This window comes from Pseudomonas sp. B34(2017), assembly GCF_002112915.1.
Lineage (GTDB): Bacteria > Pseudomonadota > Gammaproteobacteria > Pseudomonadales > Pseudomonadaceae > Aquipseudomonas > Aquipseudomonas pharyngis.
This window is the reverse complement of the sequence record NZ_NEJA01000005.1, coordinates 102,874-119,439: the sequence shown is the minus strand read 5'-3', so window position 1 is coordinate 119,439 and position 16,566 is coordinate 102,874. Positions and strand designations below refer to the sequence as shown.

At 61.7% G+C, this 16,566-nt stretch carries 17 protein-coding genes and 1 pseudogene; 9 read left to right on the top strand and 9 right to left on the bottom strand.

Translation table 11 applies throughout. The features are described 5' to 3' along the window. Nucleotides 1–4: 4 nt before the first annotated feature. The 4 genes from CAF80_RS17170 to CAF80_RS17155 all read right to left on the bottom strand — a co-directional run bounded on the left by CAF80_RS17170 (nt 5) and on the right by CAF80_RS17155 (nt 2,691). A complete protein-coding gene (locus CAF80_RS17170; RefSeq protein WP_039766717.1) occupies nt 5–679 on the bottom strand; it encodes an urease accessory protein UreF in 675 nt (224 codons plus the stop codon). After that, nucleotides 676–1,176, bottom strand: coding sequence for an urease accessory protein UreE (gene ureE / locus CAF80_RS17165; protein WP_007950631.1), 501 nt, complete (start codon nt 1,174–1,176; stop codon nt 676–678). Before ureE ends, CAF80_RS17170 begins: the two co-directional genes overlap by 4 nt. 204 nt (nt 1,177–1,380) lie before the next feature. Then, nucleotides 1,381–2,013, bottom strand: coding sequence for a TetR family transcriptional regulator (locus CAF80_RS17160; protein ID WP_039766718.1), 633 nt, complete (start codon nt 2,011–2,013; stop codon nt 1,381–1,383). A 171-nt stretch (nt 2,014–2,184) separates the two neighbouring features. Next, complete coding sequence (locus CAF80_RS17155) at nt 2,185–2,691, bottom strand: hypothetical protein (protein ID WP_039766719.1); 507 nt, start codon at nt 2,689–2,691, stop codon at nt 2,185–2,187. Between the two features lie 381 nt (nt 2,692–3,072). Here CAF80_RS17155 and CAF80_RS17150 point away from each other — a divergent pair, with 381 nt between their 5' ends. After that, nucleotides 3,073–5,148: an AsmA family protein gene (locus tag CAF80_RS17150; protein WP_085667733.1), complete on the top strand. Its 2,076-nt coding sequence runs from the start codon at nt 3,073–3,075 to the stop codon at nt 5,146–5,148. A 136-nt stretch (nt 5,149–5,284) separates the two neighbouring features. Here CAF80_RS17150 and CAF80_RS17145 read toward each other — a convergent pair whose 3' ends face one another. Both CAF80_RS17145 and CAF80_RS17140 read right to left on the bottom strand, forming a co-directional pair. Then, complete coding sequence (locus tag CAF80_RS17145) at nt 5,285–5,815, bottom strand: bacterioferritin (RefSeq protein ID WP_039766721.1); 531 nt, start codon at nt 5,813–5,815, stop codon at nt 5,285–5,287. A gap of 98 nt (nt 5,816–5,913) precedes the next feature. Then, nucleotides 5,914–6,816: a LysR substrate-binding domain-containing protein gene (locus CAF80_RS17140; protein ID WP_074689655.1), complete on the bottom strand. Its 903-nt coding sequence runs from the start codon at nt 6,814–6,816 to the stop codon at nt 5,914–5,916. Nucleotides 6,817–6,935: 119 nt separating this feature from the next. Here CAF80_RS17140 and CAF80_RS17135 point away from each other — a divergent pair, with 119 nt between their 5' ends. The 3 genes from CAF80_RS17135 (at nt 6,936) to CAF80_RS17125 (ending at nt 8,862) form a co-directional block, all read left to right on the top strand. Then, entirely contained in the window at nt 6,936–7,574 is a 639-nt protein-coding gene (locus tag CAF80_RS17135) for an FMN-dependent NADH-azoreductase (protein WP_085667734.1), read from the top strand. After that, on the top strand, nt 7,575–7,880 hold the full coding sequence (locus CAF80_RS17130; protein ID WP_007950617.1) for a multidrug efflux SMR transporter: 306 nt from the start codon (nt 7,575–7,577) through the stop codon (nt 7,878–7,880). Nucleotides 7,881–7,971: 91 nt separating this feature from the next. Then, nucleotides 7,972–8,862, top strand: coding sequence for a triacylglycerol lipase (locus CAF80_RS17125; protein ID WP_085667735.1), 891 nt, complete (start codon nt 7,972–7,974; stop codon nt 8,860–8,862). Here the strand turns inward: CAF80_RS17125 and CAF80_RS17120 are convergent. Further along, the gene (locus tag CAF80_RS17120; protein WP_074689659.1) at nt 8,859–9,752 is read right to left on the bottom strand and encodes a DMT family transporter; all 894 of its coding nucleotides are present in this window, start codon (nt 9,750–9,752) and stop codon (nt 8,859–8,861) included. The two genes, CAF80_RS17125 and CAF80_RS17120, sit on opposite strands and share 4 nt — an antisense overlap. Before the next feature lie 98 nt (nt 9,753–9,850). On the opposite strand from CAF80_RS17120, the pseudogene CAF80_RS17115 reads away from it, so the two are divergent. The 3 genes and pseudogenes from CAF80_RS17115 (at nt 9,851) to CAF80_RS17105 (ending at nt 12,365) form a co-directional block, all read left to right on the top strand. After that, nucleotides 9,851–10,641 (top strand): annotated as a pseudogene (locus CAF80_RS17115) (helix-turn-helix transcriptional regulator). A gap of 63 nt (nt 10,642–10,704) precedes the next feature. Then, complete coding sequence (locus tag CAF80_RS17110) at nt 10,705–11,010, top strand: PsiF family protein (RefSeq protein ID WP_064379136.1); 306 nt, start codon at nt 10,705–10,707, stop codon at nt 11,008–11,010. 341 nt (nt 11,011–11,351) lie between these two features. Then, the gene (locus CAF80_RS17105; protein ID WP_011332225.1) at nt 11,352–12,365 is read left to right on the top strand and encodes an AI-2E family transporter; all 1,014 of its coding nucleotides are present in this window, start codon (nt 11,352–11,354) and stop codon (nt 12,363–12,365) included. Between the two features lie 108 nt (nt 12,366–12,473). Here CAF80_RS17105 and CAF80_RS17100 read toward each other — a convergent pair whose 3' ends face one another. After that, a complete protein-coding gene (locus tag CAF80_RS17100; RefSeq protein ID WP_085667736.1) occupies nt 12,474–13,742 on the bottom strand; it encodes an Hsp70 family protein in 1,269 nt (422 codons plus the stop codon). 293 nt (nt 13,743–14,035) lie between these two features. On the opposite strand from CAF80_RS17100, the gene CAF80_RS17095 reads away from it, so the two are divergent. Then, complete coding sequence (locus CAF80_RS17095; RefSeq protein WP_039766790.1) at nt 14,036–14,974, top strand: DnaJ C-terminal domain-containing protein; 939 nt, start codon at nt 14,036–14,038, stop codon at nt 14,972–14,974. Nucleotides 14,975–14,997: 23 nt separating this feature from the next. Next, the gene (locus CAF80_RS17090) at nt 14,998–15,303 is read left to right on the top strand and encodes a chaperone modulator CbpM (RefSeq protein WP_085667737.1); all 306 of its coding nucleotides are present in this window, start codon (nt 14,998–15,000) and stop codon (nt 15,301–15,303) included. A gap of 4 nt (nt 15,304–15,307) precedes the next feature. Here the strand turns inward: CAF80_RS17090 and CAF80_RS17085 are convergent, their stop codons facing one another. Further along, nucleotides 15,308–16,435, bottom strand: a complete 1,128-nt coding sequence (locus CAF80_RS17085) for a sensor histidine kinase (protein ID WP_085667738.1) — start codon at nt 16,433–16,435, stop codon at nt 15,308–15,310. Between the last annotated feature and the right edge of the window lie 131 nt (nt 16,436–16,566).

Genomic DNA, 16,566 nt, shown 5'->3' with positions numbered 1-16,566 from the left:
GGCCCTAGGAACGGAACAGGCGGCTGTACTGGCGCTCATGGGCCATGCACGCCAGGGACAGACCGAACGCGGCGCTGCCGAGGTGTTCGGGGTTGATTCGGGTGGCGTCCTGCTGCGCCTGTTGCAGCAGCGGCAGCAGTTCGCTGGTCAGGCGCTGGGCGGCTTGCTGGCCCAGCGGCAAGGTTTTCATCAGCACCGCGAGCTGGTTTTCCAGCCAGCTCCACAGCCACGCGGCGAGGGCGTCCTGCGGGCTGATCTGCCAGGCGCGAGCCGCCAAGGCCCAGCACAGGGCCAGGTGCGGCTCGGCGCAATGTTCGAGAAAGTCCCGCGCTGGCTGATCGAGCTCGGGCAAGCCGTTGAGCAATTGCTGCAACGAGTAGCCCATCTGCCGGCTCTCCAGATGCAGCTCACGGGTTTCGCGGCTGGCGCGATGGCTTTCGCAGAGCTTGCGCAATTCATCCCAGTGTTCGTCCGCCGCGGCCTGGCAATGGGCGAGCAACATGGGCGCCTCGAACCGCGCGAGGTTGAGCAGCAATTGATCGCTGATCCAGCGGCGGGCGCTGTCCGGGCTGTCGACGCGGCCGTTATCCACCGCCATTTCCAGGCCCTGGGAATAGCTGTAGCCGCCAATCGGCAATTGCGGACTGGCCAGGCGCAGCAGCGCCCAGGCCGGGTTCACAAACGGACGCCGAACTGATGGAGTTTCGGCGCGTAGTTGAAGTCTTCGTCGCCGTGCCGCGAATGATGATGGCCGCCACCGTAGGCGCCGTGTTCCGGCTGGAACGGGGCTTCGATCGATTCCACGGCGGCGCCGAGCTGTTCGAGCATCGCCTTGAGCACGTAATCGTCAAGCAGCCGCAGCCAGCCGTCACCGACTTGCAGCGCAACATGGCGGTTGCCCAGATGATAGGCGGCGCGGGTCAGTTCGAAAGCATTGGCGCAGGTGACGTGCAGCAATTGTTCGGGGCGGGCGCAGACCCGGACGATCCGGCCATCTTCGGCTTGCAGGCACTCACCGTCATACAGCGGCGGCTGACCGCGCTCCAGAAACAGTCCGACGTCCTCGCCTTCGGCACTGAAACAGCGCAAGCGGCTTTTGCTCCTGGCTTCGAAGGTCAGGTGCAACTCGGCGGCCCAGACGGGTTGAGGGTCGATTCTGCGATGAATCACCAGCATCGGAAAGCTTCCAGCAGTGGACAATGCTCAGGCTAGAGCAAGGGGCTTGCCAATCGGACGAGATGTAGGAAAACCCTGTCGGAGCGTAGTGGATGTTTCAAGATGTTGCAGGATTGTGAGATGTTTTGGTGCATGAAGTTTTTTACATGCACCAATTTGCGGCGCAAAAAAAATCGCAGCTCAAGGCTGCGATTTTTTGCTTTCTCACTCGGTACTGCCGAGCCCTTGCCAGTGCTTCAGCCCGATGAAGATAAAGCGCAACTGCTGGGTGATCTTCGCCTGGGGCGTCAGATGCTCCGGCAGGGCTTCGGCCGGCGGGTCGATGATGTCCGGCAGGGTGGCGAACACCGATTTGACGATCAGGTCGGCCATCACGCTCAGGCCATCGCGATTCAGATGCTGAAGCTTGGGCATCAGGGCCAGGTCCGCCGCCAGGTCGGAGCTGATGTCTTCACGCAAGCGGCCGATGGCCTGACGCACCGGCAACGATCCGCCGTACTGCTCGCGGGCCAAAAACAGGAATTGCGAACGGTTGGCGCTGACCACATCGAGAAAGATTCGCACCGACGCATCGATGATGCCGCCCATGACAAATTCGTTGTGGCGTACCAGGCGGATGGTTTCGCGGAAGGTCTGGCCGACTTCACTGACCAGCACCAGGCCGAGTTCGTCCATGTCGGCGAAATGCCGGTAGAAACCGGTGGGCACGATGCCGGCGGTTTTCGTCACTTCACGCAGGCTCAGGCTGCCGAATCCTCGGCCGCTTTCCATCAGGTGGCGGGCAGCGTCCATCAGGGCGTTGCGGGTCTGTTGTTTCTGTTCGGCGCGGGGCAGCATCGCAAGGGAGTGTTCTTAGGCAAGACAAGCGCCGCACTCTAGCAAATCGGCTTTGTCGGCGTCGAACGGCAGGGGGGATGAAAGCGGGAAATCGCGACTTCTTTATACAGGCTGCTGAAAAGTCAAAAGCCCAATCCGGGGATTGGGCTTTTTTTCCAGGCCGCCATGGGCTTAGCTCAAAGCGCTGTTGCGTTCGATCACACGGTCACCACCACCTTCGGCCAGAGTTTGACCTTGTGGAGTGCGGTCACCACCGTCCGATGCCAGGGTCTGGCCTTGGGGAGTGCGGTCGCCGCCGTCAGAAGCCAGAGTCTGACCTTGTGGGGTACGGTCGCCGCCGTCAGATGCCAGGGTTTGACCTTGTGGAGTGCGATCCGAACCGTCTTGAACCAGACCTTTCTCTTCCAGACGATCGCGGCCGCCTTCAGCTACGGTTTGACCTTGTGGGGTTTTGTCATAGCCATCTTGAACCAGGCCTTTTTCTTCCAGACGGTTACGACCGTTTTCAGCCAGGGTCTGGCCTTGTGGAGTGCGGTCGGAGCCATCAGCAGCAACGGTCTGGCTGAACACCGAGTGGCTGGTTTTGACTTGCGGAGTCGCTTGATCGGCAGCTGGCAGAGCGAAAGCGGTGCTGGCCAGCATCGAGAGGGTAAGACTGAACAGAAGTTGGCGTTTCATGATGGGTTGCTCCTTGGGAGGGCGATAAAGTGGGTACGAAGCTAATGCTACTCTCGATAAGTCGATATAAAAGTTCATAAACACAATGGTAATAATCAACAGAATTGATTGTTCGCTTGGGAGGCTCTAGCTCGGGCGTTTCAGGTGGGCGGTTTTGCACTGCGGTGGGTATTTTCCACCCACTTGCGCCCCGCAAATGTGCGGGGGCGGTAACGCCAATTCGACCGATCAGTCAGAATGACAACCGTTTTTTCCCCTCGCTGGGGCTTTGGATTAAACCTGCGGGCTGTTTGTCAGTCACAGATTTCATGAGGGCCATCATGGCCTGCCGTTTCAGCTGCGTCGTGCCAATGGATGCAGTCGTCTTCAGGAGCTTTGTGCATGACGCGCACCCGTAAAATCTTCGCCTGGACCTTCGCCACCCTTGTGCTGCTTCTGGCGGTGCTGGTGTTGGTCATCGTGTTTTTCGACTGGAACCGGATCAAGCCGCCGCTCAATGCCAAAGTCTCGGAAGAATTGCACCGACCGTTCGCCATCAACGGCAACCTGTCGGTGGTCTGGCGGCGCGAAATCGACGAGGGCGGCTGGCGCGCCTGGGTGCCGTGGCCGCATGTGGTGGCCGAAGACCTGACGCTGGGCAATCCGGACTGGTCGAAACAGCCGCAGATGGTCACCCTCAAACGGGTCGAGCTGCGCATTTCACCGCTGGCCTTGCTGGCGCAACGGGTGACGATCCCGCGGATCGACCTGACTGAGCCGAACGCACAATTGCAGCGCCTGGCCGACGGTCGCGCCAACTGGACCTTCAAGTTCGATCCCAAGGACCCGAACGCCGAGCCCTCGAACTGGGTGGTCGACATCGGCGCCATCGGTTTCGACAAGGGCCACGTCACCCTGGATGACCAGACCCTCAGGACCAACCTCGACTTGCTGATCGATCCGCTGGGCAAGCCGATTCCGTTCAGCGATATCGTCGGTGACAAAGCCGCGAAAACCGCACAGGACAAGGGCGGCGCACCGCAGGATTACGCCTTCGGCCTGAAAGTCACCGGCCAGTACCACGGCCAGAAACTCGCCGGCCAGGGCAAGATCGGCGGTCTGCTGGCGCTGCAGGATGCGAGCAAACCGTTCCCGTTGCAGGCCCAGGCGAAGATCGGCGATACCAGCGTCGAACTCGCCGGCACCCTGACCGATCCGCTGAATCTCGGCGCCCTCGACCTGCGCCTGAAACTGGCGGGCGCCAGCCTCGGCAATCTGTATCCGCTGACCGGCGTGACCCTGCCGGACACCCCGCCTTATGCCACCGACGGCCACTTGATCGCCAAGCTGCATGAGCCGGGCGGCGCGCAGTTCCGCTACGAACAGTTCAACGGCAAGATCGGCAGCAGCGACATCCATGGCGATCTGGCCTACGTCGCCAGCCAGCCACGGCCCAAGCTGAGTGGCGCGCTGCTGTCCAATCAATTGCTGTTCGCTGACCTCGCGCCGCTGATCGGTGCCGACTCCAATGCCAAGCAGAAGGCCCGTGGCGGCGAGAGCAAGCAGCCGGCGGACAAGGTGTTGCCGGTGGAAGAATTCAAGACCGAGCGCTGGCGCGACATGGACGCCGACGTCGAATTCACCGGCAAACGCATCGTCCACAGCGAAGAACTGCCGTTCACCGACCTCTATACCCACCTGAAACTCAACGACGGCGAACTGAGTCTGGAGCCACTGCGCTTCGGCGTGGCCGGCGGCAATCTCGACGCGCAGATTCGTCTCAACGGTCGTACCGAGCCACTGGAAGGCCGGGCCAAATTGACCGCGCGCAAGTTCAAGCTCAAACAGCTGTTCCCGACCTTCGAACCGATGAAGACCAGTTTCGGTGAACTCAACGGCGATGCCGACATTGCCGGTCGCGGCAACTCGGTGGCGAAGCTGTTGGGCGGTGCCAACGGCAACCTGAAGATGCTGATCAACGACGGCGCGATCAGTCGCGAGTTGATGGAGCTGGCAGGCCTGAACGTCGGCAACTACGTGGTCGGCAAGATCTTTGGCGACAAGGAAGTGAAGATCAACTGCGCGGCGGCGGACTTCGACATCAAGACTGGCCTGGCGAGCACGCGGCTGTTTGTGTTCGATACCGAGAACGCAATCATCTACATCGATGGCACGGCGAACATGGCCACCGAGCAACTGGACCTGACGGTGACCCCGGAATCCAAGGGCTGGCGTCTGATTTCCCTGCGTTCGCCGTTGTATGTACGCGGCAAGTTCATCAAGCCGGATGCCGGGGTGAAAGCGGTGCCGTTGATGTTGCGCGGGGCGGGGATGGTGGCGTTGGGCGTGATCGCCGCGCCGGCGGCGGGGCTGCTGGCGCTGGTGGCGCCGAGCGGCGGCGAGCCGAATCAGTGCGCGCCGTTGCTGGAGCAGATGAAGGCGGGCAAGGCACCGGTGACCGTCAAACCCACCAAGTAATCGCAGCAACCCGATCGTTCCCATGTCGAACCGTCTGCGTGGGAACGCCGTCATGGACGCTCTTGGGACGCGGAGCGTTCCGGGATGCATTCCCACGCAGAGCGTGGGAACGATCGGTCAGCGGGGGTAGCGGGGATTAGAGGTCTTTCAGTATGTCGGCCATGTCATCGGCATGCTCTTCTTCCTGAGCCAGGATGTCTTCGAAGATCCGGCGGGTGGTCGGGTCCTTTTCACCGATGTACTGGATGATCTCGCGGTAGCTGTCGATGGCGATCCGCTCGGCCACCAGGTCCTCGTAGACCATTTCCTTCAAGGTGTTGCCGGCCACGTATTGCGCGTGGGACATCTTCGACAGCAGGTCAGGGTTGAACTCGGGCTCGCCGCCCAGTTGCACAATGCGTTCGGCGAGACGGTCGGCGTGTTCGGCTTCCTGGGTGGCATGTTCCAGGAACTCGTTGGCGGCGACGTTGGCTTTCAGGCCGTTGGCCATGAAGTAGTGGCGCTTGTAGCGCAAGACGCAGACAAGTTCAGTGGCCAGCGACTCGTTGAGCAGGCGCAGCACTTCTTCGCGGTTGGCGCTGTAGCTTTCGGTCACCGCGCCATTTTCCACGTGCTGGCGTGCGCGCTCGCGCAGGGTTTGAACATCAGACAAATGCAGATCACTCATTTCAGTCTCCTGGAGGCTAATCCGATTGGCGTCACGTTCTGCTGACGTGATCGTTACCTGGTTGTGAGTGATGAACGCGGCAAAAAGTTTTGTCGGATTCAGCGCGGGGCATGTCCCGAAAGCAATGCTTCCTCGCGCAGCCAGGCAAAAAACGCCTTAACCGGCGGGTGCCGCTCGCGGCCCGGTACGCAAAGTGCGCTGTATCCGGCGCCGTCGACCTGCACTTCACCCTTGTACGGCACCAGCAGACCACTGGCGACGCTCTGCGACACCAGAATGTTGCTCGCCAGCACCAGCCCCTGTCCGGCAATGGCCGCTTGCAGGGCGTAATGCTCTTCGTCGTATTCGCGGACGGCCGGGTGCTGATTCAGCCAGTTCTCGCCCGACTGCGCGCACCAGGCCTCCCAGCCGTGGGCGTAGAGCTTCGAATTGTGCCAATGCACGCTGATCAGCGCCGGGGTGCGACGGGCGGCCAGCGCCACCTGTTCCGGCGAGCCGTACACGCCGAACGATTCATCGAACAGGCACAACCCGTAGAGGTTCGGGTAATCGTCGAGGCTGTAGCGCAATACCAGGTCGACACTGGCGTCCTGATGCAGATCGATCACTTCGCAATGCGTATCCAGGCGCACATTGATGTTCGGGTGCCTGGCGTAAAACCGCCCCAGTCGCGGCACCAGCCATAGCGCAGCAAACGCGGCGGTGGTCGACAGCGTCAGGCTGCTGCCGCTGCGTTGCGGGCGCAGGGTGTCGACGCTTTGCGCCACTTCCAGAAACGCGCCGTGCAGGCTGCGAAACAGCCGCTCGCCGCCCTCGGTCAGGCGCACCTGACGCGGCAGGCGTTCGAACAGCGCCACGCCGAGCCAGTCCTCCAGCGAGCGGATCTGATGGGAAATCGCCGTGGGCGTCACCGCCAGTTCTTCGGCGGCCGCCTTGAAACTCAACAGGCGCGAGGCGGATTCGAACGCGCGCAGGGCGGTCAGGGGTAAGGCAGCAAACATGGAAACTCCACGGATGAGATCAATTCATCCTGACTGATTTTTGCTCATTTGAGGCGATGAGGTGATGCCTGCAATCTGGCGCCACACCGTCACTCAAGTCTAGTCCCAAGGAGATTCAGATGAGCAAGATTCTTGTGATCCATGCCAGCCCTCGCGGTGAGCGTTCCCATTCGCGGCGTCTGGCGGAAACCTTTCTCAGCGCCTGGCAAGTCCGTCATCCACAGGCTCAAGTTTCTCGCCGGGAAGTCGGGCGTGCGTTGATTCCGGCGGTGAATGAAGCGTTTGTCGCGGCGGCGTTCTACCCGGAACCCGAGGCTCGGCCGCTGACGATGCAAGCCGATCTGGCGCTCAGCGATCAACTGGTGGGCGAGCTGTTCGATCACGACCTGCTGCTGATTTCCACGCCGATGTACAACTTCAACGTGCCCAGCGGCCTCAAGGCCTGGGTCGATCAGATCGTGCGGTTGGGCCTGACGTTCGACCACACCCTGGACAACGGCATCGCCCAATACACGCCGCTGTTGCACGGCAAGAAGGCGCTGATCGTCACCAGTCGCGGCGGTTTCGGGTTCGGCCCGGGCGGTGAGCTGGAGGCGTTGAACCACGCCGATCCTTGGTTGCGCACCGCGCTTGGCTTCATCGGCATCAACGATGTCACGGTGGTCGCCGCCGAGGGCGAGGAATCCGCCGAGCGCACCTTCGCGGTGTCGGTGGCCGAGGCCGAGCAGCGCTTGCTCGACCTGGCCCGGGAGTTCTAGGTGGCCTGGCTGTTTCTGCTGATCGCGGCCGGGTTCGAGGTCACATTCGCCATGGGCATGAAGTACGCCGAGGGTTTCACCCGGCTCTGGCCGTCGCTGATCACCGTGGTCGCGGCGGTGGGCGGGATTTATTTCCTGACCCTGGCGATGCGCGAGTTGCCGGTGAGCATCGCCTATCCGATCTGGACCGCCATCGGCTCGCTCGGCACGGTGTTTCTCGGTTTCGCCCTGCTGGGCGAGAGTCTGACGCTGGTGAAGTTGCTGTCGGTGGGGCTGATTGTGGCGGGGGTGGTGGGGCTGAAGTAGGCTGGTCTTGGAGTTGTCATCATCGAGGAGGATGCTTGGCGGGCGTTTTGCACGCCTTGCATCCACTCACCGACCACAAGGATGTTTGCCCATGTCGCAAGATTCGGCCACACGTTACCCACTGGTGCTGGTGCCGGGAATGCTCGGTTTCATCCGTCTGGTGCTGTACCCCTACTGGTACGGGATCATCAAAGCGTTGCGCCGGGGTGGGGCGACGGTGATTGCGGTGCAGGTGTCGCCGCTCAATTCCACCGAAGTGCGCGGCGAGCAGTTGCTGACGCGCATCGATGAAATCCTGCGCGAGACCGGCGCGGCCAAGGTCAATCTGTTCGGCCATAGCCAGGGCTCGCTGACGGCGCGTTACGCGGCGGCCAAGCGTCCGGATCTGGTGGCGTCGGTGACGTCGGTGGCCGGCCCCAATCACGGTTCGGAACTGGCCGACTATCTGGCGAAACATTATCCGGCGGACAGCGCCAAAGGGCGCATTCTGGAAGCGCTGTTACGTTTTGTCGGCTGGCTGATGGCGCTGCTGGAAACCGGCTACCACGGGCCGAAACTGCCGGTGGATATCCATGCCTCGCACAACTCGCTGACCACCGAAGGCGTGGCGCTGTTCAATCAGCGTTATCCACAGGGCCTGCCTGATACATGGGGCGGGCAGGGACCGGAAGAGGTCAACGGCGTGCGTTATTACTCGTGGTCCGGCACCTTGCAGCCGGGCAAGACCGACCGTGGTGGCAACCTGTTCGACGGCACCAACCGCAGTTGCCGGTTGTTCGCCAAAACCTTCGTGCGCGAGCCGGGGCAGTGCGACGGCATGGTCGGCCGCTACAGCTCGCACTTGGGCACGGTCATCGGCGATGACTACCCGATGGATCACTTCGACATCGTCAACCAGTCGCTGGGACTGGTCGGCAAAGGCGCGGACCCGGTGCGGCTGTTCGTCGAGCATGCGGCGCGGTTGAAAGCCGCCGGGGTCTAGGCGGCGCTCGGGGTGCGGGAGCGACCGAGGACGGTGGTCCAACGCTCGGAAAGAATCACCCCGCCCAGCGTCAGCAAACCACCGACCAGGTGATACATCGCCAGTTGTTCCTTCAATACCACCGCAGCAATCAGCGCGGTGATCAACGGCAGCAGGTTGAAGAACAGCGTGGTCCGGCTCGGGCCCAGACGCTGCACGGCCTGCATCCACGCCAGCGGCGCGAGCATCGAGGCCAGCAGGCACGCATACAGCACCAGCGGAATGTTCTGCAGGGTCAGGCCGGTTTTCGGCGACACGGCGTACAGCGGAAACAGCACCACCACCGCCACCAGCACCTGCAAATACAGCAACACCAGCGGCGGCAGGCGCAGCTGCCATTTTTTCAGCAGGGTGCTGTAAATCGCATAGGCGAGGGTGGCGACCAGCATCATCGCGTCACCCAGGTTCACCCCGTGTTGCAGCAGTGCGCCGAGGCTGCCGGACGACACCACCACCAGCACACCGGCGAACGACAGCACCGCACCGACCAGCGCACCGGCGGTCAGGCGCTGGCCGAGGCTGATGATCGCCATGGCCAGCGACATCAGCGGCATCAGCGACAGGATGATGCCCATGTTGGTGGCGCTGGTCAGGGTCGCGGCGAAGTAGGCCAGGCTCTGGTAGACCGCCATGCCGAGTACACCGAGGATGAAGATTTTGCCCAGGTTCGGGCGAATCTGCGGCCAGTGCGCGATCACCTTCTTGAGCATGAACGGGGTAAACAGCAGGCCGGCGAGCAGCCAGCGGTAAAAGCCGATCTCGGCGGGAAAGATCGCACCGACCGCGAGCTTGTTGATCACGGTGTTGCCGGCCCAGATGAAAATCGCCAGCAGGGGAAACGCGTATTGCATGGGAGGAGAAACCAGTACGTTGATGAACGGCGATTATCCCCTGTCTGGATGCAGGCCTATACTGCGAACCGGACAACCCGCCCCTGATTCCGGACAGCATGAACAGTAAACACATCGATCTGCTGGATTTCAGCGAACTGCCGTCGGCAGTGTATTTCCGCTATGCCGATTTCAATGCCCACGAATACGCCGCGCCGCATCGCCATCCGTGGGGCACGTTGGAATACGCGGCCCACGGCGTGCTGCATATGGATGTCGATGGCAGCCGCTTCATGTCGCCGCCGCAATACGCGGTGTGGGTGCCGCCGCAGGTCGAGCACAGTTTCTACAGTCATCAACCGGTCAACTATCGGGCGGTGTGCCTGGCGCCGGAGGTCTGTTCCGATTTGCCGGCGCAGGCCTGCACTCTCGCGATCAGCGACATTCGGCGATCCTCAAGGACTTCGCTGCCCGCGATGTGAAGATCCCCGCGTTCGAAGCCGACCAGCGCCTGGCCCAGGTGTTGGTGGATCAACTGCGCCAGGCGCCGGTGCACCAATGCTATTTGCCTTACGCCAGCAGCCCCGGTTTGCTGACCATTCTCGAAACCCTGCAGGCCGAGCCCGGCAACAATCAGCCGCTGGCGCACTGGGCGGCGCATGTGCATGTCAGCGAGCGCACCCTGGCCCGGCAATTCGTCCGGGAGCTGGGGATGAGTTTCGGCGAGTGGCGTCAGCGCCTGCGGTATCTCGCGGCCATCGAGGCGCTGGAAAGTGCGCGCAGTGTGCAGGAAATCGCCTTCGATCTCGGCTACAGCAGCGGTTCGGCCTTCATCGCCATGTTTGCCCGGCAGGCCGGATGTACCCCGGAGCAGTATCGGCGCAGCCATCTTGAGGCCAGGAAGGTGTAACAAGCTTTGACTACACTCCAGCAGAGGCCACCTCCATCGAGGCGGCGCCAAGGAGAAAACTCCATGAAGATGTTGCGTGTCCCTTTGTTGATGATCGGTCTGCTGCTGTGCTCCCAGGGTTTCGCCGCCACGGCGCAACAGAACAAGATGACCACCTGCAACGCCGACGCCACGGCCAAGAGCCTCAAGGGCGACGAGCGCAAAGCCTTCATGAGCACCTGCCTCAAGGCAGCCCCAGCGGCCAACGACGCCAAGGCTCTGACCCCGCAGCAGGAAAAGATGAAAACCTGTAATGCCGATGCCAAGACCAAGGCGCTGACGGGTGATGCGCGCAAGACGTTCATGAGTGATTGCCTGAAGAAAAAATAAAGCGGGTTTGAGTGGTGACTGGCAGATGTGTCCGGCTTGGGATCCAGGCCCTCACCCTAACCCTCTCCCAGAGGGAGAGGGGACCGATTGGCTGGTTTTTGCGCCGACCTGAACGTGCGGCGCTGAATCCGGAATCGACCAGGTCTTTCAGGTTACGGGAGTTCTCTAAATCTACTCGGTCAGTTCCCTCTCCCTACGGGCGGTCCGACGTTTCGGGAGGGCTAGGGTGAGGGGTGGTTCTCAAGCCGAGCCCCAAACCTACAAACACCGCATATCCCTAGTGCTCCCCAAGGATCGCTGGCAGACTGCCAATCCTTTTACGCCGTTCGTTTTGAGGCTGTATGCCAACGTTTTCTGAGCGTCATGTTGTGTTCTGGGTCAGTTGCATCATCATTTTCGGCGGTCTGTTGCTGGTGTTGCCATTGCGTTTGCTGCCCAGTCTGCTGGCCGGGTTGCTGGTGTTTGAACTGGTCAACATGCTCACCCCGCAACTGCAACGGCTGATCGAAGGCCGGCGTGCGCGGTGGCTGGCGGTGGCGCTGCTGGGCACGCTGGTGGTGAGTGTGCTGACGCTGATCTTCGCTGGCGCCATCAGTTTCCTGCTGCACGAGGCGGAAAACCCTGGCGCTTCCCTCGACAAATTCATGGGCGTGGTCGACCGTGCGCGGGGGCAGTTGCCGCCGTTTATCGACGCCTACCTGCCGGCCAGCGCTGCCGAATTCCGGGTGGCCATCGGTGAATGGGCGAGCAAGCATTTGTCCGAACTGCAACTGGTGGGCAAGGACGCGGCGCACATGTTCGTGACCTTGCTGATCGGCATGGTGCTGGGCGCGATCATCGCCTTGCAGCGTGTGCCGGACGTCACCAAGCGCAAGCCGCTGGCGGCCGCCCTGTTCGACCGTCTGCACCTGCTGGTCCAGGCGTTTCGCAACATCGTGTTCGCGCAGATCAAGATTTCCCTGCTCAACACCTTCTTCACCGGGATCTTCCTGGCCGTGGTTCTGCCGTTGTTCGGGATCAAGCTGCCGCTGACCAAGACCCTGATCGTGCTGACCTTCCTGCTCGGTCTGCTGCCGGTGATCGGCAATCTGATGTCGAACACGCTGATCACCATCGTCGGCCTGTCGCTGTCGATCTGGGTGGCCATTGCGGCGCTGGGTTACCTGATCTTTATCCACAAGCTCGAATACTTTCTCAACGCGCGCATCGTCGGCGGGCAGATCAGTGCCAAGTCCTGGGAGTTGCTGCTGGCAATGCTGGTGTTCGAGGCCGCGTTCGGCCTGCCGGGGGTGGTGGCGGGGCCGATTTATTACGCGTATCTGAAGAGTGAGCTGAAGCTGGGCGGGATGGTTTAAAAGCAGCTGCGAGTTTTGAGCTGCAAGCCGCAAGAAAAAGGCAAGAGCGGTGGTCGCTCTTGCCTTTGCTTTTACTTGTAGCTTGAAGCTTGCAACTTGAGGCTGGCGTTAAACGCCGTAGCGCTTCATGGCTTCAATCGCCAGACCGCTACCAATGCTGCCGAAGATGTTGCCTTCAACATGCCGCGCGTTCGGCAGCATCGCCGAGACGCTGTTGCGCAGTGCCGGGATGCCGCTGGAACCACCGGTGAAGAACACCGTATCGACCTGACCCACCGCCACATTGGCGTCGGCCAGCAACTGGGTGACGCTGCCGCGCACGCGCTCGAGCTGCGACTCGATGGCCGACTCGAACAGCGCCCGGGTCAATTCAACGCTCAGGCCCGACTCGATGCGATCCAGCGGCACATGACGGCTGTCGTTATGGGTCAGGTGGATCTTGGTTTCCTCCACTTCCATCGCCAGCCAGTGCCCGGCGCGCTGTTCGATCAGCTTGAACAGACGGTCGATGCCGCCGGTGTCCTCGATGTCGTAACGCATGCTGCTCAGAGCCAGGGTCGATTTCTGCGAGTACACCGAGTTGATGGTGTGCCAGGTCGCGAGGTTCATGTGGTGGCTGGTCGGCATGAACGCGCCGCTTTTCATGCGGCTGCCGTAGCCGAACAGCGGCATCAGGCCTTGCAGGCTCAACTGTTTGTCGAAGTCGGTCCCGCCGATGTGCACGCCGCCGGTGGCGAGGATGTCGTCGTGGCGGTTATCCACACCACGACGCTCGGGCGACAGGCGCACCAGCGAGAAGTCCGACGTACCACCGCCGATGTCGACGATCAGTACCAGTTCTTCTTTTTCGATGGTCGACTCATAGTCGAACGCTGCGGCAATCGGTTCGTACTGGAACGAAACGTCCTTGAAGCCGAGCTTGCGTGCCACTTCCACCAGGGTGTCTTCGGCTTCCTGGTCGGCCAGCGGATCGTCGTCGACGAAGAACACCGGACGGCCCAGCACCACTTGCTCGAACTCACGACCAGCGGCGGCTTCGGCGCGGCTCTTGAGCTGGCCGATGAACAGCCCGAGCAAGTCCTTGAACGGCATCGCGGTGCCGAGGACGCTGGTGTCGTGTTTGATCAGCTTGGAACCCAGCAGGCTCTTGAGCGAGCGCATCAGCCGGCCTTCGTAGCCTTCCAGGTACTCGTGCAGCGCCAGACGGCCGTATACCGGACGGCGCTCTTCGATATTGAAAAAGACCACCGACGGCAGGGTGATCTTGTCGTCTTCCAGCGCGATCATCGTTTCCATGCCGGGGCGCAGCCAGCCGACGGTGGAGTTGGACGTGCCGAAGTCGATGCCGCAGGCACGGGCTGGAGAGGCGTCTTTCATGGTCTTTCGGTTCCGGTCAAAAAAACGGCCGCGCAGTGTATGTCAGTGCGCGACATATTCGAAGGCCGGTCATCTGCTATTTCACGACTAAGCTTGCTTGAAACTCGGCGCTTTGCCCCAAACTTGCTGGCATGGGCCGGCAGACATACCGGCGGTCGCAAGAACCGCCGTCCACTGCCGATAAACTTCTGCTGCGCCACCCGGTCACAACCTTGAGATCGGTCAACCCGGCACGCGCGAATAGGCGCATGCTGGCATCGGCGCGAAATCGATAACGGATGGTGATTCCTTCGATGGACTTCAAAGACTATTACAAGATACTCGGCGTGGAGCCGACGGCTGACGACAAGGCAATCAAGGCTGCCTATCGCAAGCTCGCGCGCAAATACCACCCCGATGTCAGCAAGGAAAAGGACGCCGAGGCCAAGTTCAAGGACGCCTCGGAAGCCTATGAAGCGCTGAAAAGCGCCGACAAGCGCGCCGAATACGACGAACTGCGTCGTTATGGCCAGCACGGTCAGCCGTTTCAGGGCCCGCCGGGCTGGCAAAGCCGTGGCGGCAGTGGCGACACCGGCGACTTCTCGGACTTCTTCAGTTCGATCTTCGGCAATCGCGGCCCCGGTTTCGGTGGCGGCGCTGGCCGGCAATCCCGCAGCGCCGGACGGCGAGGGCAAGACGTGGAACTGGAACTGCCGATCTTTCTGGAAGAGACGCTTTCGAACGAATCGAAAAAGATCAGCTTCCAGGTGCCGCAATACAACGGTTCGGGCCAGCACGTCAGCAACACCAGCAAGAGCCTGAACGTGAAGATCCCGGCCGGTGTGGCCGACGGCGAGCGCATCCGCCTCAAGGGCCAGGGCGCACCGGGCATCGGTGGCGGCGCCAATGGCGATCTGTACCTGACCATCCGTTTCGCGCCACACCCGAAATTCGACGTTGAAGGCGAAAATCTGATCATCACCTTGCCGCTCGCTCCCTGGGAGCTGGCGCTGGGCGCCGAAGTGGCCGTGCCGACCCTGACCGGCAAGATCAACCTCAAGGTCCCGGCCGGCAGCCAGAACGGCCAGCGCATGCGTGCCAAGGGCCACGGTCTGCAGAACAAGGCGGGCGAGCGGGGTTATCTGTTCGTCCAGCTAAAGGCCGTGATGCCCAAAGCCAACGGCGATGACGTCAAGGCGCTGTGGCAGGAACTGGCGAAGAAGGCCGCCTTCAACCCGCGCGAGAACTTCTGATACTGACGACGGAGTAGCCCATCATGAGCAGCCCCCTGATCGTTCAACTGGACATGGCAGAATTCTGTGAGGCGGCCGACCTGTCGGACGTCTACGTGATCGAAATCGTCGAACACGGCATCCTCGAACCTCAGGGCACCCAGCCCAGGGAATGGCGCTTCACCGACTACGAACTGACCCTGGCCAAACGCGCCGCCAAGCTGCGGCGCGACCTGGAGCTGGAATGGGAAGGCGTCGCCCTGGCGCTGGACCTGCTGGAAGAAGTGCAGGAGTTGCGATCCGAGAACCGCATGCTCCGTCAGCGTCTGGCGCGGCTGGTGGTCGAGTAGCGTTTCAAACCTGTCTGGGCAGCGTCACGCTGAACAGCGTACCGTCGGCTTCGCTTGAACTGACTTCGATCGCCCCGCCGTGGGCGGTCACCACTTCCTTGATGATGAACAGGCCCAGACCGAGGCTGGTCGACGGCTGGCCGAGTTCTTCGTCGGCACTGCGCACCAATGGATCGAAAATCGTGCCGATGGCTTCTGCGGGAATGGGGTTGCCGCAGTTGTGCACGGTCAGCAGCACGTGCCTGGCTTCTCCCTTCAACGTCACGATCACTTCGCGCGGATCAGACCCATGCTGCAAGGCATTGCCGATCAGATTCTGCAGCAGTTGATCGATCCGTCCGGCGTCCCAGTTGCCACGGGTGTCACCCTCGGTTTTCAGTGTCGGATCACTTTCCGGATTACCGGCGCAGGCTTCGGCGATGGCCGCGCGGGCCGCGTCGGCCAGGTCCATCGGCGCCGGTTCGATCGGCAGGCTCTTGCCCAGGCGGCTGCGCACCAGTTCCAGCAGGTCGCTGACCATCGCCGCCATGTGCCGCGAACCCTGCTTGATGTTGAGGGCGCACTGAAGGGCATCGTCCTGTAACGCGGTCTTGCGCATCAGCAGTTCGATCGACATGGTCACCGCTTGCAAAGGCGCGCGCAGGTCATGGCCGAGTATCGCGAGAAAAATGTCCCGGGAATGATCGACCTGCTCGGCGTAGGCAGCCGTCGATTCGGCCAGGGCTTCATCAATGGCTTCGTTGAAACGGATCATGTCCTGGAAGTACGCCATGTCCGGCGATTCCAGACTGTCGACCCAGAGGCGGATCACACAGGCGCGCAAATGGCGGAACTCGGACGTCATCTGCACAAGGTCGAAGCCCACTGTGTGGCGCAACTCACCGTGGCTGGCACCGGCCTCGTCCAGGCTCGGGGTCTTCTCCGGGCCTTCGCCCTTGGCTTTGGCGATCTGCTCGCTGGCGGTCTGTGCGGTGTCCATGTCGCGGGCGGCGGCCAGCAGAATCTCTCTGGCATGATCGCGCAGCGCTGCCCTGTCCATGGTCTCGGCTGCCGGGGTGATGGTCCTGGCGAACTGTTCCCACTCCTCGACGATGCGATCTGCATGTTGCCGGATAAATTCGGATAAACGCATGTCCGGGTTCCTGGAAATTCAAGGCGGGGCGTTCGAATATTAGTCTCTTTGCGCGGGAATGAAAGCGCCGCTCGGGCTTGTAATTTCCACTGACAAGACGCTGTGTTGCGAGATTTATGTACCGCAGTCGC